Here is a 22,161-nt window from a genome sequence, read left to right on the forward strand (position 1 = left end):
TCATTCGACGCGTAAATGGGAAGGCGGGCCGATAGGGCCGCCTTTATGGTTTCTGCCAGTCCTCGCGGTTCAGCGCATAGAGGACATGATGTTTCAGATGGGGCAGGGTGTCGGGTACGCGAGGATGGTCGAAATCGCGGGACCGATCGTGCCGCATGCCGAGCCGCTGCATCACGGCCGTCGAGCGGGTATTTTGCTCGACGGCGAAGGAGACAATCTCTTCGAGCCCGTGCGTTTCAAATCCATGTCGCAGCATCGTTTCGGATGCTTCCGTAACGTAACCCTTTTGCCAGAACCGAGCCGCAAGTCGCCAGCCGATTTCGACCGTGCCGTCGGGAAGGTGTGGTTCAAGGTCTGTTCGGGCCAACCCGAGAAAGCCTATCGGCTCGTCCGTTTCCTTCAGGGCCAACGCGAAAAAGCCAAGCCCCGTCTCGTCGATGCGGCGCTTTACCTCATCCATCAACGCGTCCGATTCCTCTCGGCTGCGCCGGCGCGGAAAGAACTCCATGACTTTCGGATCGGCGTTGATCTCCGCAAACAGCGGTCGGTCCGTCTCCAGCCAGTTGCGCACGCGCAGCCTCGGCGTCTCGACGATGATCACCGGACGAAATCCGTCTTCCGGTAACCTTGGATATAAAGCAGAGCTGTCAGATCGGCATGATCGATACGGATCTTGACCTGCGAGGAGACGACCGGCTTGGCGTGCAGCGCGACGCCGGCGCCGGCCAGATGCAGCATGCCGAGGTCGTTGGCGCCGTCACCGACGGCCATGGCCTCGCTGGTCGAAATGCCGAGACGCGTCGTGATGTCGACGAGCGCATCGACCTTGGCCTGCTTGCCGAGGATCGGTTCGGCGACCGTGCCGCTCAGCACGCCGTCCTTCTCGATCAGGATGTTGGCGCGGTTTTCGTGGAAACCAAGCGTTGCCGCGATAGGACCGGTGAAGACGGTAAAGCCTCCGGAGACCAAGGCAGTATAATAGCCCTTTGCTTTCATGGTCGCGATCAGTTCGAGCCCGCCGGGCGTGAGCGTGATGCGCTTGGCAATCACATCGCCGACGACGCTTAGCGGCAGGCCCTTGAGCAATGCCACGCGCTCGATCAGGGCTGGCTCGAAGGCGATCTCGCCGTTCATGGCGCGGGCGGTGATGGCAGCGACCTTGTCTTTCAAGCCCACCTCGGCGGCGAGTTCGTCGATGCATTCCTGGCCGATCATGGTGGAATCCATGTCGGCGATCAGCAGCTTCTTGCGGCGTGTCTCGGCATCCTGGACGACAACGTCGATCGGCTTATCTCCGACCACGCCGCGCAATAGGGCTTCCTGCCAGTCCGGATTGGCGCCATCCTTGAGAGCGATGTCGCAGGCGACGCCATCTGCCAGCCAGTAGAGCCCGGATGCATCGACGGCGGCGGCCGCTTCCTCGGCAAGCGCCGGCGTGAGGATCGGATTTGACGGATTGGCTACAAGCGTGGCAACGAAGGCCATGATGAAAAACCTTGAAATTGGACAGGACGCCATCCTGATAACCGGGCCGACCGCCAGCGGCAAGTCCGCTCTCGCCGTCGATCTGGCGCGGCGTAACAATGGCGTGGTCATCAACGCCGACAGCATGCAGGTTTACGATACGCTTCACGTGCTGACGGCGCGGCCATCCGACGCGGATATGCAGGGCATTCCCCACCATCTCTACGGCCATGTTCCCGCCTCACAGCATTACTCGACCGGTGAATGGTTTCGGGACGCGACCCACCTCTTGGCGCGAGTGCGGGGCGAGGGGCGGATTCCCGTGTTTGTCGGCGGCACCGGGCTTTATTTCAAGGCGTTGACGGGTGGATTGTCGGACATGCCTGCCGTTCCCGCGTCCATTCGCGACGCCGTGCGGCTTCAGTTGCAGGAGGAGGGGGCAGAGGCGCTTCATGTCATTCTGACAGCCAAGGATCCAGGTATGGCCGAGACGCTGCGTCCTGGGGACGGCCAGCGCATCGCCCGAGCACTGGAGATTTTCGAAGCCACCGGCCAATCGATCCGCCATTTCCAGGAGCAGCAAGGGCCAGTGGCGATCGATCCGGATCGGGCCATGAAAATTGTCGTCCTGCCGGAGCGCGACCTTCTGCGTCAACGGATCAACAGACGGTTCTCCGGCATGCTCGACACCGGCGCGGTCGAGGAGGTCGAGGCATTGATGGCACTGGATTTAAAGCCGGACATGCCGGCGATGAAGGGGATCGGTGTGCCGCAGATAGCGGCGATGCTGGCGGGAGCGATGAGCAAGGACGAGGTGATCGAGACTGCGTCGGCCGCGACGCGTCAGTATGCCAAGCGGCAGATGACGTGGTTCCGCAATCAGTTGGATGAGAACTGGCTGCGATGGGACCCGCAATCGGTCGAGCGTGATGCTACTTCCGGATGATGCTGCTCAGCGGTTTCTTCAGCAGGCTTTCGCGCAGGGACGGTCGTGGCTGATCCGACTGCGGCTGGGCGAAGCTTGGCGCGGGACGCACGGGCTGACGATAAGGCTCGGGCGCCGGTTGGCGCATAGGGTCTTCCGAAAGCAGTTGGCTGCGGATCTGGTTGAAACGCTCCAAATGCGGATTGACCTGTTCCGTGCGCGGCAGCATGCCGGGATTATAGGGCTCGGATGCGCCCTCTTCGGAATCACGCCAGGCGACCGGCGCGGTCGGTTCCGCCAAGCCATCGCTTTCCATATAGCTGCCTTCAATGGATGGCGGCTGCGGCAAACTGTTGACAACGGTGTTGTAGGACTGCTGGAACCCTGAAATGTCCGGCCCGTTCATGGCGCGCATCCGGGCGACGACGTTGCGCAGATCGACCGTATCGGGGGTTTCGTCAGTGACCTTGACGGCGACACCATTGGCTTTTGGCAGGTTCTTTTCGTCGACGCGGGTAAACCGCATGCGCATGGGAACCGCGACGGCCTCGCCGAAGGCGATCGCCTCGCCGTTGCCGATCGAGGAAATGAAGCTGGTCGTCGAGACCGACGAATTGGGAATGGCCGAGCGGATGATTTCCTGGTCGCGGTCGTTGGACAGACGCATCGCGAACACGGTCGAGCACTGCGACAGGATCGTCGGGTCCAGTTCGCCGGGCCGCTGGGTAATGATCCCGAGCGACACGCCGTATTTTCGCCCTTCCTTGGCGATACGGGCGATGGCCTGCCGCGTCGGTACGAAACCAAGGCTGGCGTCGGCCGGAACATAGCGGTGCGCCTCCTCGCAGACGACCAGCATGTGAACGCCGCCATTGCTCCACAGGCCGATTTCGAACGCCATGCGGCAAAGCACGGATGCTACCGAGTTGACGACTTCGGAAGGAATGCCGGCGAGCTGGAATGTCGTGATCGGCTTGCCGTCGCCTGGAATGCGGAAGATCTTGGCGATTGTCTCCAGGATCGTGTCGGTGATCGTGTTCGAGGAGAACATGAAATTGTAGCGCGGGTCGTTGATCGCGCCGATGACCTTCACCTTGAGGGAGCGCAGGTGCGGCTTGTCGTTGCGGCCTTCCAGCCGGCCGATGCGTTCATCGATCAGGGCTAGCAGATCGGCCATGCGATAGGGCACCGGTGTGTCCGCGGTCATCGAGCTTTTTTCGCTGGTCCGGCGCGCGAGGCTCGATTCCGATCCCTTGAAGGCGCGCTTGGCCTCCGGAATGACGTCGCGCAGGATGTCCAGTTCTTCCGGCACCGGCGGGCGGCCGCGGAAGATGACCTCGGCGAATTCCTCAAGCTTCATCAGCCAGAAGGGCAGGTCGAGATTATCCGTATCGATGACGACGGCCAGATCCGGAAACGCGGCCGCAAATTCGTTGTGCGGATCGAGGATCAGCACGCGCAGCTTCGGATCGGAAATAATGGCCTTGCGCAGGAGCAGGGCGACGGAGGTCGACTTGCCGACACCGGTGGTGCCGACAATGGCGAAATGCTTCGACAGCATGGACGGAACATGGATCAACGCGTCGAGGCTGTCATCCTGCGTCAGCTTGCCGATGACACACGATTCGGATTTGCCGGTGTCGTAAATGCGGGCAAGGTCTGCCGCACGGATGCGGTGGGCAATGGCGCCGAGATGCGGATAGGCGCTGATGCCGGCGGAGAATTCCTCGCGGCCGGACACGCCGATATGGACCTCGCCCATCAATTCCACTTCGACGCGGAAGACGTTGTCGATTTCTTCGCCCCATTCATTGGTGGCGGTCTGCATGGAATAGACGAGGGCGACGACGCGGTTCTCACCGACAGTGATCGAGATCAGGCGGCCGACGGACCACAGCTCGCTGAGCGTCGTCTCGCCGTTTTCGGCGATCGCCGCGATCGTCGCACGCGAACCGCTGCACGCGACAACGCGCCCGAGGAAGCGGTTGCCCCGTTTCAGGGTATCACGCCGCTCCTGCTCGCCCGCGCTGATCGATGAATGTAGATCGCTATTGAGCAATACAAAACCTCTGGTCCAGAAATTGCACACTATCCGAAGGGATTTAATAAGTAGTTTCGAGGGCTTGGGTGGATGTGTGCCGTTTTGGACCCGCGCCGGCTATTTTAGGAAAAGCGTTGACGGGAGGGGCTTTTGCCGATATCACTCGCGACCATGATCAAGATCGCAGCAATTCTTGTGGTGGGACCGCGCATGGGCAGGATGGTGTAACCATCCGGCGATAGCCACCCATGCGCGACATACGAGGCCCTGACGGGGCCTTTTTTTATGCCTTCAAACACGATAATCACAGCCAAAACTCAGAAACATGGACGGAAATAGGCCAATGAGCGGCACAGACAACCAGACGCAGGGCAGCCAGGATAATCGCATGACCGGGGCGGAGATTGTTCTTCAGGCACTGAGGGACAATGGAGTGGAGCATATCTTCGGTTATCCCGGCGGCGCCGTCCTGCCGATCTACGACGAAATCTTCCAGCAGGATGATATTCAGCACATCCTCGTTCGCCACGAGCAGGGCGCCGGCCACATGGCCGAAGGCTATGCCCGTTCGACCGGCAAGGTCGGTGTTCTGCTAGTCACCTCGGGTCCGGGTGCTACCAATGCCGTCACGCCGCTGCAGGATGCGCTGATGGATTCGATCCCGCTCGTCTGCCTGACGGGCCAGGTCCCGACCTCGCTGATCGGCTCGGACGCTTTCCAGGAATGTGACACCGTCGGCATCACGCGGCCGTGCACCAAGCACAACTGGCTGGTCAAGGACGTCAACGAACTGGCCGGTATCATCCATGAGGCTTTCCGCATCGCCCAGTCCGGCCGTCCCGGACCGGTCGTCGTCGATATTCCGAAGGACGTCCAGTTCGCCACCGGCACCTATACGCCGCCGGATGCCGCGCCGATCCAGGCGAGCTACCAACCGAAACTGCAGGGCGACGCACGGCGGATCGCCGAAGCCGTCGAAATGATGAAGTCCGCCCGCCGGCCGGTCATCTATTCCGGTGGTGGCGTCATCAACTCCGGCCCGGAAGCCTCGCAGTTGTTGCGCGAACTGGTCGAACTGACCAATTTCCCGATCACCTCGACGCTGATGGGGCTCGGTGCCTATCCGGCATCGGGCAAGAACTGGCTGGGCATGCTCGGCATGCACGGCACGTTCGAAGCCAACATGGCGATGCATGACTGCGACGTCATGGTCTGCATCGGCGCCCGTTTTGACGACCGTATCACCGGCCGTCTGAACGCCTTTTCGCCGAATTCCAAGAAGATCCACATCGATATCGATCCGTCCTCGATCAACAAGACCGTTCGCGTCGATGTTCCGATCATCGGCGATGTCGGCAACGTCCTGGAGGACATGGTCCGTCAGTGGCGTGCGTCCGCCAAGGACATCGACAAGAACCGCCTAGAAGACTGGTGGACAGGCATCGTTCGTTGGCGCGGCCGCAATTCGCTCGCCTACAAGATGAACGACGACGTCATCATGCCGCAATATGCCATCCAGCGTCTCTACGAATTGACCAAGCATCGCGACACCTACATCACCACGGAAGTCGGCCAGCACCAGATGTGGGCGGCGCAGTTCTATGGCTTCGAACAGCCGAACCGGTGGATGACCTCGGGTGGTCTCGGCACGATGGGCTACGGCTTCCCGGCAGCAATTGGCGTCCAGGTTGCCCATCCCGATGCGCTCGTCATCGACATTGCCGGCGATGCCTCGATCCAGATGTGCATCCAGGAAATGTCCTGCGCCGTGCAGCATAACCTGCCGGTCAAGATCTTCATCCTCAACAACCAGTATATGGGCATGGTCCGTCAGTGGCAGCAGTTGCTGCACGGCAACCGCCTGTCGAACTCCTATACCGAGGCCATGCCCGATTTCGTCAAACTGGCGGAAGCCTACGGCGGCGTCGGCATCCGCTGCGACAAGCCGGCAGATCTCGATGCTGCCATCCTGCAGATGATCGACAGCCCGGCACCGGTGATCTTCGATTGCCGCGTCGCAAACCTCGCCAACTGCTTCCCGATGATCCCGTCGGGCAAGGCGCATAACGAGATGCTGTTGCCGGACGAAGCCACGGACGAAGCGGTCGCCAACGCGATCGACGCCAAGGGCCGCGCACTGGTTTGATGAGATAGAAAGAGCAAAGATAATGAACGCACATCTTCAGCCGACCGGCTCCGCCTATTTCATCGCCAAGGAAACGGAAAAGGCCGAGAACCACACGCTTTCGGTTCTCGTCGACAACGAACCGGGGGTGCTTGCCCGCGTCATCGGCCTGTTTTCCGGCCGTGGCTACAATATCGAGAGCCTGACCGTCTCGGAAACAGAACACCAGTCGCACCTGTCGCGCATCACCATTGTGACGCGCGGCACGCCGCACGTGTTGGAGCAGATCAAGGCACAGCTGGAACGCATCGTTCCGGTCCACCGCGTCGTCGATTTGACGGTTCGTGCCGCGGAACTCGGCCATGACCGGCCGATCGAGCGCGAGGTGGCACTTGTAAAGGTGTCGGGCGAGGGGGAAACCCGCGCCGAGACCTTGCGCCTGGCCGATGCCTTCCATGCCAAGGTGATCGATGCGACTCTCGAGCACTTCATCCTGGAAATCACCGGCAAGTCATCCAAGATCGACCAGTTCATTGCCATCATGAAGCCGCTCGGCGTCATCGAAGTTTGCCGCACCGGCATCGCGGCGATGAACCGTGGTCCGCAGGGAATGTAAAAGCAAAAGGGGCGCTGTGGCGCCCCTTTTTAATTCGGGATTTGATCGTCTCAGATCATCTCCAGCGGCATCTTCTTCCTTGGTGGCGGGAAAGTCCGGTCGAGGATTTCGAGGTCATCCGGTGTCAGGTGAACGTCCACCGCGGCACGGTTTTCGCGGACGCGTTCGGGCATGCCGGTCTTGGGGATGACGATGACGCCGGGATTGCGGATGAGGACGGCCAGCGCCACCTGGGCGACGGTTGCCTGATGCGCTTTGGCGATATGAACCAGGTCCGGATGACGGAGAAGTCGGCTTTCGTCGAGCGGCGAATAAGCCATGACCGGAATGCCGCTCTTGCGGCTGTCCTTCAGGAGGTCGTATTCGATGCCACGACGGTTGAGGTTATACAGGACCTGGTTGGTCGCGACGTTTCCGCCGTTCGGGACGCCGTAGAGTTCGTCCATGTCGTCGAGATCGAAATTTGAGACACCCCATGCGCCGATCTTGCCGGCCTGCTTCAGCGTCTCGAACGCCTCGACGGTTTCTGCAAGCGGATAGCGGCCGCGCCAGTGGAGCAGGTAGAGATCGATCTGCTCGACGCCCAGCCGTTTGAGACTGGCCTCGCAGGCCCGAATGGTGCCCTCGCGACTGGCATTGGAGGGAAGGACCTTGCTGACGAGGAATGCGTCACCGCGCCGCCCCTTGATCGCTTCGGCGACGACCCGTTCGGCACCACCGTCGGCATACATTTCCGCCGTATCGATCAGCGTCATGCCGAGATCGAGCCCGTGCCGCAGGCTCTTGGCCTCATCCGCTGCAGTTTTCTTGTTTTCGCCCATATGCCATGTGCCCTGGCCGATGACCGGAACAGTCCTGCCATCTGGAAATGCAGTGGTGGGGATGGCGCCTGGCATGGGAATCCTCTCTCGTCGGCACGACTGACGATCCGTCGTATGGATGGTCGATGTCTCATTTAAGGCGTATCGTTCCGGAGCAAAGGGCTGTTCGTGAAAAACAATGCGAAACGCTTCTTGTCACCGTGACAAGTTTCGGGTGGTCCGAGTCGATAGGTCAGTTAAACTGACCTAAAATTTCGGGAGGATTCCATGCAGGCCGACACGCTTTTCGCGTTGTTTCTCTTCGCGTTCACGACGTCGATCACGCCGGGGCCGAACAATATGATGCTGTTCGCATCGGGCGTGAATTTCGGCTTTGCCCGCACCATTCCGCACATGTTCGGGATCGGCGCCGGTTTCCTGACGCTGCTGATTGCCGTCGGCCTCGGTCTTGGTGCGATCCTGCATTCCATGCCCTTGCTTTACACGGCGCTGAAATTCGCCGGCGGGGCCTATCTGATCTGGATCGCCTGGAAGATCGGCACGTCGCGCAGTCTTTCAGACGGGAGAACAGGTGCCATGCCGATGACTTTCCTGCAGGCGGCGGCCTTCCAGTGGATCAACCCCAAGGCCTGGGTCATGGCGGTCACGGCGATGGCAACCTATACCAGCGAGCAGAGCTACCTGTTCAGCGTCATGGTTGTCGGCATTATCTTCGCGGTGGTCAATGTGCCGAGTGTTTCGACCTGGGCGGGATTCGGATCGGCGCTGCGGCAATGGCTTTCGCATCCGGTGCGGCTGAAATGGTTCAATATCACCATGGCGGTCTTGCTGGTTCTCAGTCTTTGGCCGATGCTGAAATGAACGAGGGATCAACGCAATGACGTCTCACGATCACGATCATGACCACCATGATGGTCACCACCACGACAATCATTTCTCCGACATGCAGGCGCGGGTGAAGGCGCTGGAAACAATCCTGACCCAGAAGGGCCTGATCGATCCGGCCGCCATCGACGCGATCGTCGAGACCTATGAGACCAAGATCGGTCCTCGCAACGGCGCTGCCGTGGTCGCCAAGGCCTGGAGCGAGCCGGATTTTGCAGACTGGCTGCAGCGGGACGCGACGGCGGCGATCGCCAGTCTTGGCTATATGGGCCGGCAGGGCGAGCACATGCGTGCCGTCTTCAACACGCCGGAGACGCATAATCTCATCGTTTGCACCCTGTGCTCCTGCTATCCCTGGGCCGTGCTCGGCCTGCCGCCCGTCTGGTACAAGGCGCCGCCCTATCGCTCGCGTGCCGTGATCGATCCGCGCGGTGTGTTGGCGGAGTTTGGGCTGACGCTGCCGGATAAGCAGAAGATCCGTGTCTGGGATTCGACGGCGGAGCTGCGCTACATCGTTATTCCTGAACGTCCGGCCGGGACGGATGGCCTCGACCAAAGCGCTCTTGCCGACCTTGTCACGCGGGATTCCATGATCGGAACCGGGCTGGCGAAAGCCGGGGCTGGTGCCGCATGAACGGTGCGCAGGACCTTGGCGGACAGCATGGCATGGGGCCGGTCGCGCCGGAAAAGGACGAGCCCTATTTCCACGCCGAATGGGAAAAGCGTGCGCTGGGCGTGACGCTGTCCTGCGGTGCCTTTGGCGCCTGGACGATTGATGAAAGCCGGCATGCGCGCGAGAGCTTGCCGCCGGCGACATACCTTTCCGCCAGCTATTACGAGATCTGGACGCGGGCGCTGGAAACGTTGTTGAAACGGCATGGTTTCGTCTCGGCGGCGGAACTGGCCGCCGGGCAGATGCTTGAAAGGGGCGCGGAGCCAAAGCGTATCCTGAAGGCTGACATGGTGCCGGCTGTGCTGGCCAAGGGTGGCCCTTGCGATCGTCCCGTTTCCGATCCGCCGGCATTTACAGTCGGCGAGCAGGTGCGTACGAAAAACTTCAATCCGGAAACGCATACGCGGCTGCCGCGCTACGCACGCGCCAAGACCGGCATCATCGAGGCCGTCCAAGGCTCCTTCGTGTTTCCCGATGACAACGCGCATGGGAAGGGTGAAAACCCGCAATGGATCTACACCGTCGTGTTCGATGGCCCGGAAATCTGGGGTGAGGGTGCTGATCCGACCCTCACGGTGTCGATCGATGCGTGGGAGAGTTATCTTGAACGCGCATGAGCCTTCTTCACTTCTCGCGGGATCGCCGGGGCTGCCGAAGTCGAACGACGGTGATCCGGTGTTTGCCGAGCCTTGGCAGGCGGAAGCCTTTGCGATGACGGTGCGGCTGCATGAAAAGGGCGTGTTCTCCTGGAGCGAATGGGCCGAAGCCCTGTCGCACGAACTGTTCAAGCCCGGCCGCCGGGATGATGCCAGCGACTATTTCGATTGCTGGGTGGCGGCCTTGTCGCGGCTCGTCACCGAACTGTCGATCACTTCTGTAGACACGCTCGATGACCTGACGCGGAGCTGGCAGCGAGCGGCGGAAGCGACGCCGCATGGGCAGCCGATCAGGCTGGAAAACGATCCAATTAAATAAGGCAATGCTGCCGGCGCATCGCTGCGCCAGTGGGTCGGCTCGGCCATGTTCGCATGCTCAGCTCTCGAACTGGCGATAACATTCCTCGGCGATTGCCTGCAGTTCGGCGCGGCCGAGTTCGCCGGTGACCGCATAGCCGATTGAGCCGTCGATCCAGTAGAAGGTTTCCAGCGGGCCGGCGGATTCGAAGCGGAAGCTGGTTTCGGCGTTTTCCGGATTCTTGCCGAGCAGCATGGTCAGCCGCTGGCCGGCCGCGTTTTCATACATCAGCATGGCACCCGCCTTGCCGTTGACCGGCACCAGCCGTCCGCCGACGAGGGAATAGCCCTGTGACCGAAGATCGGGGGCGACGAGCTTGTAATCGAGGCGTTTTCCGAGCCAGGTCACCAGATGCTCCTGCTGATCTGCGCCGACCTCGACGGGGTGGCGCTTCTCGCTGGCATAGATGAGGAAGGCTGATTTCGACTGGGCCGGCAGGCTTTCGAGCGCGGAAGCGGTTTCGACCGAAACGGAATAGCCCAATGTTCTATCAGCATAGATGCCGACGGCGGCACCCGACAGGAAGAGCACCAGCGACGCGGCAAGTATGGCCGCCTTGCGCCACGGCGTATTTGTAGTGGGTGAGGGGGCGGGGTGCACCATGGCGTTGTCGGCTTCGTCGAGCCGGGCGTAGGGTGAAAAGGCAGCCTTGAGGTCCGCCGCCTGCGCCTGCCATGCCGCGACGTCTGCCGCTTCCTTGGGATGATCCTTCAGCCAAGCCTCTACCTCGCGCCGTCGATCCTCGTCGAGGAAGCCGTCGACATAGGCGTGCAGGTCGTCTTCGGTGACCGGTGGTCGTTCGTCTGTCATTTCGGTCTCCGCAGCGTAACGATATTGTTCTGGGCGAGCTGCGCGGCCATCTGGCGGCGAGCCCGCGACAGGCGCGACATGACGGTGCCGATCGGGATCGACAGCATGTCGGCGACATCCTGGTATCCGTAGCCCTCGACCACCACGAGCATCAGGACGGTACGGTGATCGGCTGTCAAAGCATTCAGCGCCCGCTGCAGCCGCGTTTTTTCCAATGGATCGCCGGATGCGTCTTCGGCGGTGAGGCCAAGCGTGTCATTGAGTTCGACCGACGGATGCTGGCTGGTGCGGCGATGGCGGTCGCGGTAGAGGTTGGTCATGATGGTGAAGGCCCAGGCGCGCAGGTTGATGCCGCGCCACTGGCTGCGGCGGACGAGAACCTTCTCGACGCAATCCTGCAACAGGTCTTCGCCGTCGGTGTCGGATTTGGCAAGGCTGCGGGAATAGCGGCGCAGCGACGGCACGAGCGACAGGACCTCGGTTTCGAATGCATCCGTGGAAGGAGGCGTTGCCCCCTTCGCGCGAAAGCCCTCATCAGGGGCGTGCGGCATCCCAGACCTTTCCGACGCCGTCACCGGTGGCGTCGCCCTGCTTTGTGTCCTTGACCCAGAAATAAAGCGGCATGCCCTTCAGAGCCCATTGCTTCTTGCCGTCCTTGCGCTCGACCAGCGTATAATCGCCGTCAGCAGCAGCGCCGTCGGCGGCGAGGTAGGGCGGCCATTTCATGGCGCAATCATCATAGCAATAGGATTCGCCCTTTTCATCCTTCTTGAAGGTGTAGAGGGTCATGCCATTTTCTGCTGCAATCACCTTGCCCTTGTCGGTGTCGACAGTCTGGACCGCCGGCGCGGCAAAGGCGGAGGCGGCTGATACCACGCAGAATGCGGTCACGAGTGGCAATAGTCTCATCGGGTGTCTCCTCTCTCGATGTTCAGAACCGCTTTATCTGGCGGTCCGGACATAAGACCGATGGAGACGGCAACTTATTCCCCGGCTGCTGAAAAACTCTAGTCGCGAGAAACGGTTCGCGAGGCAACGAAGCGGGCAAGCGACGGGCCGACGGCCATGACCATCAGCAGGCGTGCCGTCTGCAGGGCCATGACGAAGGGCACGTCGACATTGCTGGAGGCGGCGATGATGGCGATGGAATCCATGCCGCCGGGGCTGGTGGCGAGATAGGCGGTCAGCGGGTCTATGCCGAGCATGCGGACCAGAATGAAGGCGAGGAGGCCGGAAAAAGCCATTAGGACAAGAATCGAGACGATGGTCGGAACCAGTGCACGGCGGGCATGCGCGAGGATCGGGCGGGTGAAGCCGAGGCCGATATTCCAGCCGAGCAGGGCATAGCTGATGGCGAGCAGCCATTCGGGAATCTCGATCACCAGCATTCCGCTGACACTCAATGCGGAGCCGATCAGGAAAGGCACGAGGAAGACGCCGGCGGGAATGCGCAGCCATTTGCCGAGACAGCCACCGACCAGGGCAAGGGCCAGCGTCTCAAGGAAAGGCACGAAGTGGATTGGGCCGAACCAGACGATAGCTGGTCCCACTCCATCGACCCCGGCCCAGAAGCGTGCGACCAGCGACGCGGCGGCCGCGACGAAGACGACGCGCAGATATTGCATGAAGGCGACGAGGCGGGTGTCTGCGCCATAGGCGTCGGCCATGACCAGCATACTGGTGGCCGCGCCCGCCGACGAGCCCCAGATTGCCGTGGTGCCGGGCAAAATATTAAGCCGGCTAATGATGTAGCCGCTCAGCGTGCTCATGGCGATGACGGAAAAGACGATCGCCAGGAACAACGGCCAGTTTCCGAAGAAGGTCACTAGGATGCCGGGACTGATCGTTTCGGCGATCATCGTCCCGATCAGGGCCTGGGCGCTGAGGAAGGGCAGGCGGGGCAGGCGGATCGTGCCACCGTTCATACCAATGATGGCACCGGCCACCATCGGCCCCATCAGAAGTGCTGCCGGAATGCCAGTGAGTTCGAGAATTCCGGCCAAGAATACCGACAGGATTAGCAGGCACAACCATTGAAGGGCCGGGTGCCGGCGGCCGATACCCGTGGCCACGGGAACGGGCGGCTCTTCGGAATGGTCAGGCTTCACGGCATAACTTTCGGACTGCGGACGATGGCGCTTGGGAGGCGAGTGAAGGGATTTTCTAACACGGGTCGAGGTCGCTTCATACGTGAGTCTTGTGGCGGTTTCTTGCCATCCTATCCGGATAGCGAGCGAATTGGGGCTATAAAACCGGGACGGTGGACTGCTTGCCGGCGCCGAGGCGCGACAGCTCCGTGCGAATCGGGCAATAGAACAAACATGGAATTCGCACCGCAACAGGATGAGGCCCTGAAGGCCGTTTCGCGCTGGCTGAAGGAAGGGCGCTCGCCGCTGTTCCGGCTGTTCGGCTACGCCGGTACTGGCAAGACCACGCTTGCGCGCCATTTCGCCGAACATGTCGATGGCGACGTGCTGTTTGCGGCCTTTACCGGCAAGGCGGCGCAGGTGCTGCGCTCCAAGGGGGCGAGCAACGCCAAGACCATCCATTCGCTGATCTACCGGCCGCGCGGCGAGGAGGAGGTGTCCGACGAGGAAACCGGCAAGACCTCGATCGCACCGATGTTCTCGATCAACCGGCAGTCGCCGGTCGCCAAGGCGGCACTGATCATCATCGACGAATGCTCGATGGTGGACGAGGCACTGGGTCGTGACCTGATGAGCTTCGGCACGCCGATCCTGGTGCTGGGCGATCCCGGCCAGTTGCCGCCGGTGTCCGGTGGCGGATATTTCACCAACGAGGAGCCGGACTACCTGCTGACGGATATTCACCGGCAGGCCCGCGACAATCCCATCATCCAGCTTGCCATGCATGTGCGCGAAGGCAAGGAGATTATGCATGGCGATTATGGCTCGACGGCGAGGGTGATTTCCAAGAGCGAGGTGACGCAGAGCCTGGTGCTGGACGCCGACCAGGTGCTCGTCGGCACCAACAAAACGCGGCGGCGCTACAACATGCGGCTGCGCGAGTTGAAAGGTTTTACCACCGACTATCCGCAATCCGGTGACAAGCTGGTGTGCCTGCGCAACGATCCCGCCAAGGGGTTGCTCAACGGCTCGCTCTGGCAGGTGATGACGTCGTCGAAGGAAACCGTAAAGCCCGGCATCAACCTGATGATCCGGCCGGAAGACGACGACATGGATCGCGGCGCAGCGAAGATCAAGCTGCTGAAACAGGCTTTCGAGGATGTCGAGGGCGAAATTCCCTGGACGACCCGCAAGCGCTACGACGAATTCGACTACGGCTATGCGCTGACGGTGCACAAGGCGCAGGGTTCGCAGTGGAACGATGTCGTGTTGTTCGATGAAAGCTGGGCCTTCCGCGATACGCGCGAACGCTGGCTCTATACCGCGATCACACGTGCGGCGGAAACGCTGACCATCGTGCGCTGAGCGTGCTCAATCGGCGGAGATGAAGCCCATCAGCACGGCCTTGGCGACGGCCTGGAAGCGGTTGTGGCCGTTGAATTTCCGCACGATATCGGATTCCAGCGTCAGCACAGCTGTCAGGTCCATGTCCATCATGACAGCAATTCGGTTAGCCGGGTAACCTTCCGCCATGAATTCGATGCACTTCGTCTCGATCGGGGAGAGGTGAATGGGCCGCAGGACAGCAAGGTTCTGCGCATCGCCTTCAGCCGCCGATTCCAGCAATTCGCTGATCCGCTGCATCTGCCGCCGCAGGATCGATTGCTGGGCGACCAGTTCGCGTTTGCGGGCGTGAAGGGCGCTTTCGAAAATCTGTGCCGCCTCCTGCTGGTTCGCCGTAGCGCTGAGCGACTCCATCAGGTCCTGGATGTCGGCGATCGGCATGTCGATCTCGCGACAGGCATTGATGATCGTCATCCGGCGGATATCTTCGAGACCGTACACTCGCATCGGACCCATGCGGTCGGCCGTAAGAAGTCCCTTTTCCTCATAGAAGTGCAGGGTTCTGTGCGTGACGCCAAAGGCGTCCGCCATGTCGGCGATGCCGACCTGATTGTCCGGGATCGTGCCGGGCAGCGGAAGATGAGGCAGAAACCCGGTCATGGTGGATCGGGAGCCGGATGCTGCAGATATTGTCTTGGACTGTTCTGGCATGCTGTGAAATTGCCCTCGCTGGTCACGCCGGCGGGAATTTTGCGCTGGAAGATTCCGGGCGTCGCTGCCGCATGAACCGGCACGGCGTTCCTGTCTCCCCAGACTGCCCCTCTAAGCCATGCACACCACCCTAACCTGATGGATACTCGCTACCATTGTGCCTGCCTGATGAGCGATCAGGCTTTTCCCCACTTGCACCATCAAGGTACACGTCATGCGAGAATATGGGTAGTTAGTAACATTAGGGATAAAATCGGCGTTTTTTGACGGAATTTGCGCGTTATCGATGGGGAAATGCCATCTTTGACGGAATTTCCTGTCAAATCCCGATGAGTAGACCTTACAGGTCCAGATTTTCAGCGGATGAGGGTGAGGGGCAGGGCGCCGGCGCTGATCACGAATTTCAGCTTCTGGCGGTGGTCACCCGATAGTTTTTCCTGGCAGTCCTTGGCTTCCTGAAAGGATTCCCGGGTCTGGAGGTGCCGATAGCTGTCCGTCAGTACCATGCATTGCATCAGGGGGCTGTCGATCGCGGCCGCACTGGCATAGGTGAAGATATGTCCCTGCGAGGACAGGGTCTGCGATGCAATCGCAAGGCTTTCATAGAGGATATCGGCTTCATCGGTCAGTACGCCATCGTCGATGAACGTCTCGTGGACGACGTCCGAGGACGCGTCGTTGGTGACAAGCACACGAAGGCCCTGTGGTGACTTCTTCCTCGATACCTCGATGGTAAACGCCAGCGGATCGGCAGATTTGACTGAAGGCTTCTGCGACAGCACGGTGGCAGGAACCGTCGCGACCGTTCGGTAGTGCGAAGCCGCATTGCGCAACGCATCGGCGAAACGCCCGGCTGTGCCGGTGCGCGGCCACCCCGCGCGCACAGTGATTCTGGGCAGGTCACCGCCAAACTTGCGCTCAAGGACAATATCGTGGAGGCGCGATTGCGCTGGAATATTGATGCTGAGGGCCGGTGAAGACAGTGGAAGAAAAACCAGAAGCGGCAGTGCCGACAGGACGGAGAGCGGCGACGACAGGGGCGCCGGTAGCCAGGACAAGCGACGGCCGGCGGGTTTGCGCGCAGAATGTGCGGCGGCCGGCGATGCGGCAGACGGTGTCGCCGAAATCTGCTGGCAGCGATATTCCGGTACGTAGGTGCCTTTTGGGATATCAATTCGCCACGGGTCAGCAGCGCCTTCGCCTGCATAATAGGCGGTGAGCAGCTTGCGCAGTTTACCGGCATGGACGCGAACCAACGGATCGCTGTCAGCATTGAAGGCTTGCGGCCGGTCAAAGACATCGATGCCGATCGTATAGCCCTTCAACTGATGGCCGGTTCCCTCCATCTCTTTTTCGACGACATATTTCAGGAAGGCGCGCAGCCGCTCGGAACGCGCAAAAAGTGCGCTCGACAACACGGCCTCAAGAGCTTTCAGGATGGTTTCGTCATCGGGCCGGATGGTCTGCTTCATCGCTGCGTCCTCTCCGAAGAACAGATCGACACCGTCCCACCGCGTGCTGCGGTGTCGGTCGATTCGGTCGGGACGAGGCAAGAACGTGAGGTCATTGGTTCCGGTTTGCTTTGTTTCGCAGGGTTCTGGCAGGATCGCTTACCATGTGGGATTACATGGTGCCTGCTTGAATATTCATTAAAGCTGACTTTTGCGGTTTTGTCAGGTCTGCTGACCCTTAAACTTGAGGTTTGGCTGAAATAAGCCCGTTGGACGTCTTTTCCGGATTATTGTGCCGGTGACGATTTCCGTGGGGTCGATTGATTGCGAGGGGCTGCTGGAACCGCTAGAAAGATCGCCAAATGACGGTCGTCTTGGTGGAAAGTGCTGAAATGCCTGCGAAACTATCGGTAAACCTGAATGCGATTGCCATGCTGAGAAACCGGCGTGATCTTCCCTGGCCGTCGGTGACGGGTCTGGGCGAAATCGCGCTGAAGGCGGGTGCGAGCGGCCTGACGGTCCATCCGCGTCCCGACCAGCGGCATATCCGCTTTTCCGACCTCGCCCCGATTCGCGCGCTGATCGACGATCTCTATCCTGAGGCTGAGTTCAACATGGAAGGCTTTCCGAACGAAGAATTCCTGGCCCTTGTCGAACAGCACCAGCCGGAACAGGTGACGCTGGTGCCGGATGATCCAGCCCAGGCGACATCCGATCACGGTTGGGATTTCCGCAAGAATCATAATCTGCTCGGCAATGTCGTTGGTCGGTTGAAGAAAAAGGGCTTTCGGGTCTCGCTGTTTGCCGATGGCGATCCGGATCATGAGGCTCTGACGATTGCAAAGGAAACCGGCGCTGACCGGATCGAGCTTTACACCGGCCCCTATGGCGGGTGCTACGATGATCCCGCGCGCGGCGCTGTGCTGCTGGAAGAGCTTGGGCGCACGGCCGATCTTGCAGGCGAACTCGGTCTTGAGGTGAATGCCGGTCACGATCTGACGGTTGCAAACCTGCCGGCTCTCGCTGCCCGCATCTCCAATCTCGCCGAAGTCTCGATCGGCCATGGCCTGACGGCGGATGCGCTGGAATACGGCATGGCGGAAACCGTCCGCCGCTTCTGCCGCGCCTGCGGCCAGGATGTTTGAGAGCAGTTCGTTAAGCGGAAGGGCTCCGGGGGAACCTGAACATCGGTTTGCGAGCAAGCTCCAAAGCGAATGGTTTGACGAGGCAGTTCCCCGTTCTCCGTCATTCCCGTGCTCGTCACGGGAATCCAGCCACCGCGCGTCGGCGCGGTGAGGGGACTATCCTTATCGGAAGCTTGTTCTTTCACGCGACGGACGTCGCGTGACTGGATCCCCGCCACGAGGGCGAGGATGAGGGAGTGTGAGGAGGCCACGTCCTCACGCAATGCCTTGGACGATGCGGTGTGAGCCCCCCTTTTTCGCCGAGCCCTTTTCCGCCTCAGCCGGCGAGAACAGCCTTGTTGGCCGTCAGGAAGTCGTCGAGCGTCGTCAGTGGCGCGCCGGAGAGGGCCTTTGCATCGCCGGTGACGAGATCGATATGGCCTTCACGCGTGTTGGTGTCGAACGAGACGATCACGGGGATCAGGAAGCTGGGCAGGCCGGCTGCCTGTAGCCCGCCTGCCAGTTGCTCATCCGTGACATGCACGACGGAAAGCGGCTTGCCGGTGGCCTTCGACGCTAGTGCTGCAACTTCGTCCGTGGTGTGCTTGGTTTCGCCGGTCAGCGTGTAGGTCTTGCTGTCGGTGGAGCCGGACGCGAGCGCGGCAGCCGTGGCCTTGGCGATATCGGCGCGGGCAATATGGGCAAGCTTGCCCTGACCCGATGCGCTGTACCATTGACCTTCAGACAGGGCGTGCGGCAGGCCCATGAACAGGTTTTCCATGTACCAGCCGTTACGCAGGATGGTGTAGGGGATGCCGGTTGCCTTGATGGCGTTTTCGGTGCCGAGATGATCCGGCGCAAACGGAATGACCGATGTTTCCGGGTTCGGCATCGAGGTGTAGAGGATGTGCTTTGCGCCGGCTTTCTCGGCGGCAGCCACTGCGGTGAGGTGTTGGCGCAGGCGCTTGCCAGGCTCGTCCAGCGCATCGGTGGAAATGATCAGGATGCGGTCGGCGCCATGGAAGGCAGCCTCAATCGAGGCGGCATCGTCGAAGCTTGCCGAGCGGGTCTGGACGCCCTTGGCAACGTAGGCCGCCAGCTTCGAGGCGTCACGGCTGGTGGCGATAATGTCGGACGGGGCGACCTTGCCGGAGGCCAGCAATTCGTCGAGCACGAGGCTGCCGAGCTTGCCGGTGGCGCCGGTGACGAGAAGAGTTTCGGACATGACTGTTCCTTTGGTTGCGAACGGCGCCCGGTTTGTTGCCGAAACATCCGCCTTGAGATATGGTCTCAAAAAGAGAGCTTCTCTTATTTCGTCATCCCCTGGCGGATGTAAAGGAGGCAGTTTTTAATGCGGTGGTTACCTGAAGGATACCAAGGCCCATGAACAAGATGACCGGCAAGATCAAAGGCGAACAGGCAATCCTCGTGATGGGCATGGTGTTTTCGCGCGAGAATTGCCCGGTGCGCGACGTCATCGACAATATCGGCGGCAAGTGGAACACGCTGCTTATCCTGGGCTTGGCCGAAGGACCGATGCGATTTTCGGCGCTCAAGCGCTTCATCCCGGATATTTCCCAGCGTATGCTTACCCAGACGCTGCGCGACCTGCAGCGTGACGGCTATATCGCCCGCGAGGTGTTCCCGACCCAGCCGCCGAGCGTCGAATACAGCCTCACGCCGCTCGGGCAATCCTTTCTCGTGCTCGTTCGCGGACTGGTGGACTGGTCGCTCATCCATCACGATCAGATCAAGGCTGCGCGTGCGGCCTATGACGAGGCAGCGTGACTATATGACTGGGGCGGTCCGGCTGGACGCCATGTGGTGACGGCTGCTACTGATTCCAGTGGGGATCAATCGGACAGGTGTTCATGAAGCAGCTCAAGATCGGCGTCGCGGGGGCCGGGCCAGCGGGACTGGCGGTCGCGCTCTTTCTGTCGCGCGCCGGTCACCAGATTGAAATTCTTGAACGTTTCGACACGCCCGCACCCGTCGGTTCCGGCCTGCTGATGCAGCCGACGGGCCTGACCGTGCTTGCCGCGCTCGGCCTCTCCGACACTATCCATCGGCTAGGAAACCGTATCGACCGACTGCACGGGGCCGATGCTGTCAGCGGACGGATGGTTCTCGATGTCCGCTATGACTCTGGCAGCGGCGGGCGTTATGGTCTGGCGGTCCAGCGGGCAGCCCTTTTTAATACGCTGCACGATGCCGTCATCGCCGACGCCATCCCGATCCGCACCGGGGTGACGCTGGCCAGTTCAGGTATCCTGCGCGAGCGAGCGATCCTCAAGGATACCGATGACACCGAAATCGGCGATTACGATCTGGTGATCGATGCGACGGGCGCGCGATCCGCTCTGGTGGCGAAATCCACTGCCGCGCCCAATGTCCGCGACCTGATCTATGGCGCTTTCTGGGCGACGCTGGATGGGGCGGGGGCGGTTTATGACCGAAGCGCCCTGTCGCAGCGTTATGACAAAGCGAAGGTGATGATCGGCCTTTTGCCGGCCGGGCGGGCAAGGCCGGATGCACAGGATCGGGTAGCATTCTTTTGGAGCATGAAGGTTGCCGATGTCGAGGCTGTGAAGGCGGCCGGGCTCGAGCGCTGGAAATCTATCATTCGCAATTACTGGCCGGATTGCGTTCCTTTTCTCGACCAGATCGAGGATTGGGATCAACTGACACTGGCCCGCTATGCCCACCGGACAGCACGGCCGCCTTTTGATGGCCGTCTGGTCTTCATCGGCGACAGCGCCCATTCGACCAGTCCGCAACTGGGGCAGGGCGCCAACATGGCGCTGCTCGATGCCGCGGCACTCAGCCACGCTCTTGCGACGTCACCCGATCTTCCCTCGGCGCTTTCAGCCTATGCCGAGGTGCGGCGCAACCATGTGCGGCTGTTCCAGTTCCTGTCTTTGGCGTTCACACCCTTCTACCAGTCGGATTCCAGTGCGATCGCCTGGGTGCGGGACCGTCTGGTATCAACGATCGCCAAGGTGCCGCCGATGCCGGGGCTGCTCGCATCGATCGTCGCCGGCACCTTGATCGATCCGTTCAAGGGAACGGGTCTTCAGGAATGCGACTGGCATCCGGATCAGCTTCAGACCGCCTGAACGCCCGGGAGTGTCAGATCCAGCACCCATGTCTGGCCGACCAGATCCTTGCCGAAGGAATGATGCGGCTCCTCCTTTTCCAGCGTGAAGCCGGCAGCGATATAGATGCGGCGGGCTGCGACCAGGATGTCGTTGGTCCAGAGTTCCAGCCGCCGGTAGCCGGCGCGTCTGGCAAAGGAAATGCATTCATCGACCAGCCGTGTGCCAAGGCCCTGACCGCGCGCGGCATTGTCGACATGCAATAGGCGCAGCTTGGCGGTCTCCTCCGTCGCCTTGACGAGGAAGATGCTGCCGAGCAGTCGGCCATCGCGTTCGGCGATCCAGCACTGCTCGCGTGCCGGATCGAAATTGCGCAGGAAGGTGGCGCAGATCTCGGAGACAAGAGCTTCGTATTCACCGTTCCATCCGTAGGCCTCGGCGTAGGCCTTGCTCTGGGCGGCGATGATCATGCCCATGTCGCCGATCCGGTGGGGGCGAATGACGATCGGGGAGTTGGCTTCATCCGACAGCAGGGCGTGGATGGACTGCATCGCCGCTGTCAGGTCATGCCGCTGCGCCTCTGCGAGAGGGGCCAGCATGGTGGCGATGCGTTCGCGGGAGCGGTGGGCGAGGTCGGCGGCAACGGCGCGCCCGTTCTCGGTCAGGCTGAGAAGACGCCCGCGGCCATCGTCCGGGTCGCGAATGCTGTCAACCAGCCCCGCCGTCGTGAAGGCTTTCAGCATGCGGCTGAGATAGGCGGGATCGAGCGACAGTTCGTCCGTCAGATGCGTGGCGGTACTGGTGCCCCGGGCGGCGAGTTCATAGATTACCCGCGCTTCGGTCAGCGTATAAGGCGTGTGCATGAAGGCGCGATCGAGCACGCCGATCCGGTTGGTATAGAAGCGGTTGAAGGCGCGGATCGTTTCGATTTCGTCATCCGCAGACGCGACGGCAAGTGGGTTCAGCATGGCATTC

The 22,161-nt window shown here is 61.1% G+C and carries 23 protein-coding genes; 11 read left to right on the plus strand and 12 right to left on the minus strand.

Going from position 1 to position 22,161, the window contains the following annotated elements; translation table 11 throughout:
- Window positions 1–43: 43 nt before the first annotated feature.
- The gene (locus ASG68_RS19630; RefSeq protein WP_062580127.1) at window positions 44–601 is read right to left on the minus strand and encodes a GNAT family N-acetyltransferase; all 558 of its coding nucleotides are present in this window, start codon (window positions 599–601) and stop codon (window positions 44–46) included.
- The gene (serB, locus tag ASG68_RS19635; RefSeq protein ID WP_062580129.1) at window positions 598–1,485 is read right to left on the minus strand and encodes a phosphoserine phosphatase SerB; all 888 of its coding nucleotides are present in this window, start codon (window positions 1,483–1,485) and stop codon (window positions 598–600) included. The genes ASG68_RS19630 and serB overlap by 4 nt, the downstream gene beginning before the upstream one ends.
- Here serB and miaA point away from each other — a divergent pair.
- The gene (miaA, locus tag ASG68_RS19640; protein ID WP_156373738.1) at window positions 1,484–2,410 is read left to right on the plus strand and encodes a tRNA (adenosine(37)-N6)-dimethylallyltransferase MiaA; all 927 of its coding nucleotides are present in this window, start codon (window positions 1,484–1,486) and stop codon (window positions 2,408–2,410) included. The two genes, serB and miaA, sit on opposite strands and share 2 nt — an antisense overlap.
- Here miaA and ASG68_RS19645 read toward each other — a convergent pair.
- A complete protein-coding gene (locus ASG68_RS19645) occupies window positions 2,397–4,448 on the minus strand; it encodes an ATP-binding protein (protein ID WP_062610053.1) in 2,052 nt (683 codons plus the stop codon). The genes miaA and ASG68_RS19645 overlap by 14 nt on opposite strands.
- 325 nt (window positions 4,449–4,773) lie before the next feature.
- Between ASG68_RS19645 and ASG68_RS19650 the strand changes: the two genes are divergently transcribed.
- Both ASG68_RS19650 and ilvN read left to right on the plus strand, forming a co-directional pair.
- Entirely contained in the window at window positions 4,774–6,576 is a 1,803-nt protein-coding gene (locus ASG68_RS19650) for an acetolactate synthase 3 large subunit (protein ID WP_062602542.1), read from the plus strand.
- A 22-nt stretch (window positions 6,577–6,598) separates the two neighbouring features.
- A complete protein-coding gene (ilvN, locus tag ASG68_RS19655) occupies window positions 6,599–7,171 on the plus strand; it encodes an acetolactate synthase small subunit (protein ID WP_062580137.1) in 573 nt (190 codons plus the stop codon).
- 50 nt (window positions 7,172–7,221) lie between these two features.
- Here ilvN and ASG68_RS19660 read toward each other — a convergent pair whose 3' ends face one another.
- Window positions 7,222–8,067: an aldo/keto reductase gene (locus tag ASG68_RS19660; RefSeq protein ID WP_062580139.1), complete on the minus strand. Its 846-nt coding sequence runs from the start codon at window positions 8,065–8,067 to the stop codon at window positions 7,222–7,224.
- A gap of 192 nt (window positions 8,068–8,259) precedes the next feature.
- On the opposite strand from ASG68_RS19660, the gene ASG68_RS19665 reads away from it, so the two are divergent.
- Genes ASG68_RS19665 through ASG68_RS19680 form a run of 4 tightly spaced genes read left to right on the plus strand, consistent with a single transcriptional unit; the run spans window position 8,260 to window position 10,525 of the window.
- Window positions 8,260–8,853, plus strand: coding sequence for a LysE family translocator (locus tag ASG68_RS19665; RefSeq protein ID WP_062580141.1), 594 nt, complete (start codon window positions 8,260–8,262; stop codon window positions 8,851–8,853).
- Between the two features lie 16 nt (window positions 8,854–8,869).
- Complete coding sequence (gene nthA, locus ASG68_RS19670; protein ID WP_062580143.1) at window positions 8,870–9,511, plus strand: nitrile hydratase subunit alpha; 642 nt, start codon at window positions 8,870–8,872, stop codon at window positions 9,509–9,511.
- Complete coding sequence (gene nthB, locus ASG68_RS19675; RefSeq protein ID WP_062580145.1) at window positions 9,508–10,167, plus strand: nitrile hydratase subunit beta; 660 nt, start codon at window positions 9,508–9,510, stop codon at window positions 10,165–10,167. Before nthA ends, nthB begins: the two co-directional genes overlap by 4 nt.
- Window positions 10,154–10,525, plus strand: coding sequence for a nitrile hydratase accessory protein (locus ASG68_RS19680; protein WP_062580147.1), 372 nt, complete (start codon window positions 10,154–10,156; stop codon window positions 10,523–10,525). The genes nthB and ASG68_RS19680 overlap by 14 nt, the downstream gene beginning before the upstream one ends.
- 57 nt (window positions 10,526–10,582) lie before the next feature.
- Here the strand turns inward: ASG68_RS19680 and ASG68_RS19685 are convergent, their stop codons facing one another.
- The 4 genes from ASG68_RS19685 to ASG68_RS19700 all read right to left on the minus strand — a co-directional run bounded on the left by ASG68_RS19685 (window position 10,583) and on the right by ASG68_RS19700 (window position 13,482).
- Complete coding sequence (locus ASG68_RS19685) at window positions 10,583–11,374, minus strand: anti-sigma factor family protein (protein ID WP_062610055.1); 792 nt, start codon at window positions 11,372–11,374, stop codon at window positions 10,583–10,585.
- Window positions 11,371–11,925: an RNA polymerase sigma factor gene (locus ASG68_RS19690; protein WP_062580152.1), complete on the minus strand. Its 555-nt coding sequence runs from the start codon at window positions 11,923–11,925 to the stop codon at window positions 11,371–11,373. The genes ASG68_RS19685 and ASG68_RS19690 overlap by 4 nt, the downstream gene beginning before the upstream one ends.
- Window positions 11,909–12,283 (minus strand): hypothetical protein, encoded by a 375-nt coding sequence (locus tag ASG68_RS19695; protein ID WP_062580154.1) that lies wholly within the window; start codon window positions 12,281–12,283, stop codon window positions 11,909–11,911. Before ASG68_RS19695 ends, ASG68_RS19690 begins: the two co-directional genes overlap by 17 nt.
- A 98-nt stretch (window positions 12,284–12,381) precedes the next feature.
- Window positions 12,382–13,482 carry an AbrB family transcriptional regulator gene (locus tag ASG68_RS19700; RefSeq protein ID WP_062580156.1) on the minus strand — a complete coding sequence of 367 codons (1,101 nt, stop codon included), beginning with the start codon at window positions 13,480–13,482 and terminating at the stop codon, window positions 12,382–12,384.
- Between the two features lie 213 nt (window positions 13,483–13,695).
- Between ASG68_RS19700 and ASG68_RS19705 the strand changes: the two genes are divergently transcribed.
- The gene (locus tag ASG68_RS19705) at window positions 13,696–14,826 is read left to right on the plus strand and encodes an ATP-dependent DNA helicase (RefSeq protein WP_062580158.1); all 1,131 of its coding nucleotides are present in this window, start codon (window positions 13,696–13,698) and stop codon (window positions 14,824–14,826) included.
- A gap of 6 nt (window positions 14,827–14,832) precedes the next feature.
- Here the strand turns inward: ASG68_RS19705 and ASG68_RS19710 are convergent, their stop codons facing one another.
- Window positions 14,833–15,516, minus strand: a complete 684-nt coding sequence (locus tag ASG68_RS19710) for a MerR family transcriptional regulator (protein ID WP_062580160.1) — start codon at window positions 15,514–15,516, stop codon at window positions 14,833–14,835.
- Between the two features lie 356 nt (window positions 15,517–15,872).
- The gene (locus ASG68_RS19715) at window positions 15,873–16,988 is read right to left on the minus strand and encodes a hypothetical protein (RefSeq protein WP_062580162.1); all 1,116 of its coding nucleotides are present in this window, start codon (window positions 16,986–16,988) and stop codon (window positions 15,873–15,875) included.
- A 371-nt stretch (window positions 16,989–17,359) separates the two neighbouring features.
- Between ASG68_RS19715 and ASG68_RS19720 the strand changes: the two genes are divergently transcribed.
- Complete coding sequence (locus ASG68_RS19720) at window positions 17,360–18,112, plus strand: pyridoxine 5'-phosphate synthase (RefSeq protein WP_062580163.1); 753 nt, start codon at window positions 17,360–17,362, stop codon at window positions 18,110–18,112.
- A 316-nt stretch (window positions 18,113–18,428) separates the two neighbouring features.
- Here ASG68_RS19720 and ASG68_RS19725 read toward each other — a convergent pair whose 3' ends face one another.
- Window positions 18,429–19,316: an SDR family oxidoreductase gene (locus tag ASG68_RS19725; protein ID WP_062580165.1), complete on the minus strand. Its 888-nt coding sequence runs from the start codon at window positions 19,314–19,316 to the stop codon at window positions 18,429–18,431.
- A 158-nt stretch (window positions 19,317–19,474) separates the two neighbouring features.
- Here ASG68_RS19725 and ASG68_RS19730 point away from each other — a divergent pair, with 158 nt between their 5' ends.
- Complete coding sequence (locus tag ASG68_RS19730) at window positions 19,475–19,879, plus strand: winged helix-turn-helix transcriptional regulator (RefSeq protein WP_062580168.1); 405 nt, start codon at window positions 19,475–19,477, stop codon at window positions 19,877–19,879.
- An 83-nt stretch (window positions 19,880–19,962) separates the two neighbouring features.
- Window positions 19,963–21,207, plus strand: coding sequence for an FAD-dependent oxidoreductase (locus ASG68_RS19735; RefSeq protein WP_062580171.1), 1,245 nt, complete (start codon window positions 19,963–19,965; stop codon window positions 21,205–21,207).
- Here ASG68_RS19735 and ASG68_RS19740 read toward each other — a convergent pair.
- Complete coding sequence (locus ASG68_RS19740; protein ID WP_062602549.1) at window positions 21,195–22,154, minus strand: helix-turn-helix domain-containing GNAT family N-acetyltransferase; 960 nt, start codon at window positions 22,152–22,154, stop codon at window positions 21,195–21,197. The genes ASG68_RS19735 and ASG68_RS19740 overlap by 13 nt on opposite strands.
- Window positions 22,155–22,161 lie beyond the last annotated feature (7 nt).

The sequence above is a fragment of the Rhizobium sp. Leaf453 genome (genome assembly GCF_001425605.1).
In the GTDB taxonomy this organism is placed as follows: domain Bacteria; phylum Pseudomonadota; class Alphaproteobacteria; order Rhizobiales; family Rhizobiaceae; genus Pararhizobium.

Excerpts from the sequence above, each read along its gene's own strand:
- ASG68_RS19705 (WP_062580158.1), top strand. The coding sequence starts at position 13,696 with ATGGAATTCGCACCGCAACAGGATGAGGCCCTGAAGGCCGTTTCGCGC.
- serB (WP_062580129.1), bottom strand. The coding sequence starts at position 1,485 with ATGGCCTTCGTTGCCACGCTTGTAGCCAATCCGTCAAATCCGATCCTC.
- ilvN (WP_062580137.1), top strand. The coding sequence starts at position 6,599 with ATGAACGCACATCTTCAGCCGACCGGCTCCGCCTATTTCATCGCCAAG.
- ASG68_RS19725 (WP_062580165.1), bottom strand. The coding sequence starts at position 19,316 with ATGTCCGAAACTCTTCTCGTCACCGGCGCCACCGGCAAGCTCGGCAGC.
- ASG68_RS19735 (WP_062580171.1), top strand. The coding sequence starts at position 19,963 with ATGAAGCAGCTCAAGATCGGCGTCGCGGGGGCCGGGCCAGCGGGACTG.
- ASG68_RS19740 (WP_062602549.1), bottom strand. The coding sequence starts at position 22,154 with ATGCTGAACCCACTTGCCGTCGCGTCTGCGGATGACGAAATCGAAACG.
- ASG68_RS19710 (WP_062580160.1), bottom strand. The coding sequence starts at position 15,516 with ATGCCAGAACAGTCCAAGACAATATCTGCAGCATCCGGCTCCCGATCC.
- ASG68_RS19650 (WP_062602542.1), top strand. The coding sequence starts at position 4,774 with ATGAGCGGCACAGACAACCAGACGCAGGGCAGCCAGGATAATCGCATG.
- nthA (WP_062580143.1), top strand. The coding sequence starts at position 8,870 with ATGACGTCTCACGATCACGATCATGACCACCATGATGGTCACCACCAC.
- ASG68_RS19690 (WP_062580152.1), bottom strand. The coding sequence starts at position 11,925 with ATGCCGCACGCCCCTGATGAGGGCTTTCGCGCGAAGGGGGCAACGCCT.
- ASG68_RS19665 (WP_062580141.1), top strand. The coding sequence starts at position 8,260 with ATGCAGGCCGACACGCTTTTCGCGTTGTTTCTCTTCGCGTTCACGACG.
- ASG68_RS19715 (WP_062580162.1), bottom strand. The coding sequence starts at position 16,988 with ATGAAGCAGACCATCCGGCCCGATGACGAAACCATCCTGAAAGCTCTT.
- miaA (WP_156373738.1), top strand. The coding sequence starts at position 1,484 with ATGATGAAAAACCTTGAAATTGGACAGGACGCCATCCTGATAACCGGG.
- ASG68_RS19720 (WP_062580163.1), top strand. The coding sequence starts at position 17,360 with ATGCCTGCGAAACTATCGGTAAACCTGAATGCGATTGCCATGCTGAGA.
- ASG68_RS19660 (WP_062580139.1), bottom strand. The coding sequence starts at position 8,067 with ATGCCAGGCGCCATCCCCACCACTGCATTTCCAGATGGCAGGACTGTT.
- ASG68_RS19730 (WP_062580168.1), top strand. The coding sequence starts at position 19,475 with ATGAACAAGATGACCGGCAAGATCAAAGGCGAACAGGCAATCCTCGTG.
- ASG68_RS19685 (WP_062610055.1), bottom strand. The coding sequence starts at position 11,374 with ATGACAGACGAACGACCACCGGTCACCGAAGACGACCTGCACGCCTAT.
- nthB (WP_062580145.1), top strand. The coding sequence starts at position 9,508 with ATGAACGGTGCGCAGGACCTTGGCGGACAGCATGGCATGGGGCCGGTC.
- ASG68_RS19695 (WP_062580154.1), bottom strand. The coding sequence starts at position 12,283 with ATGAGACTATTGCCACTCGTGACCGCATTCTGCGTGGTATCAGCCGCC.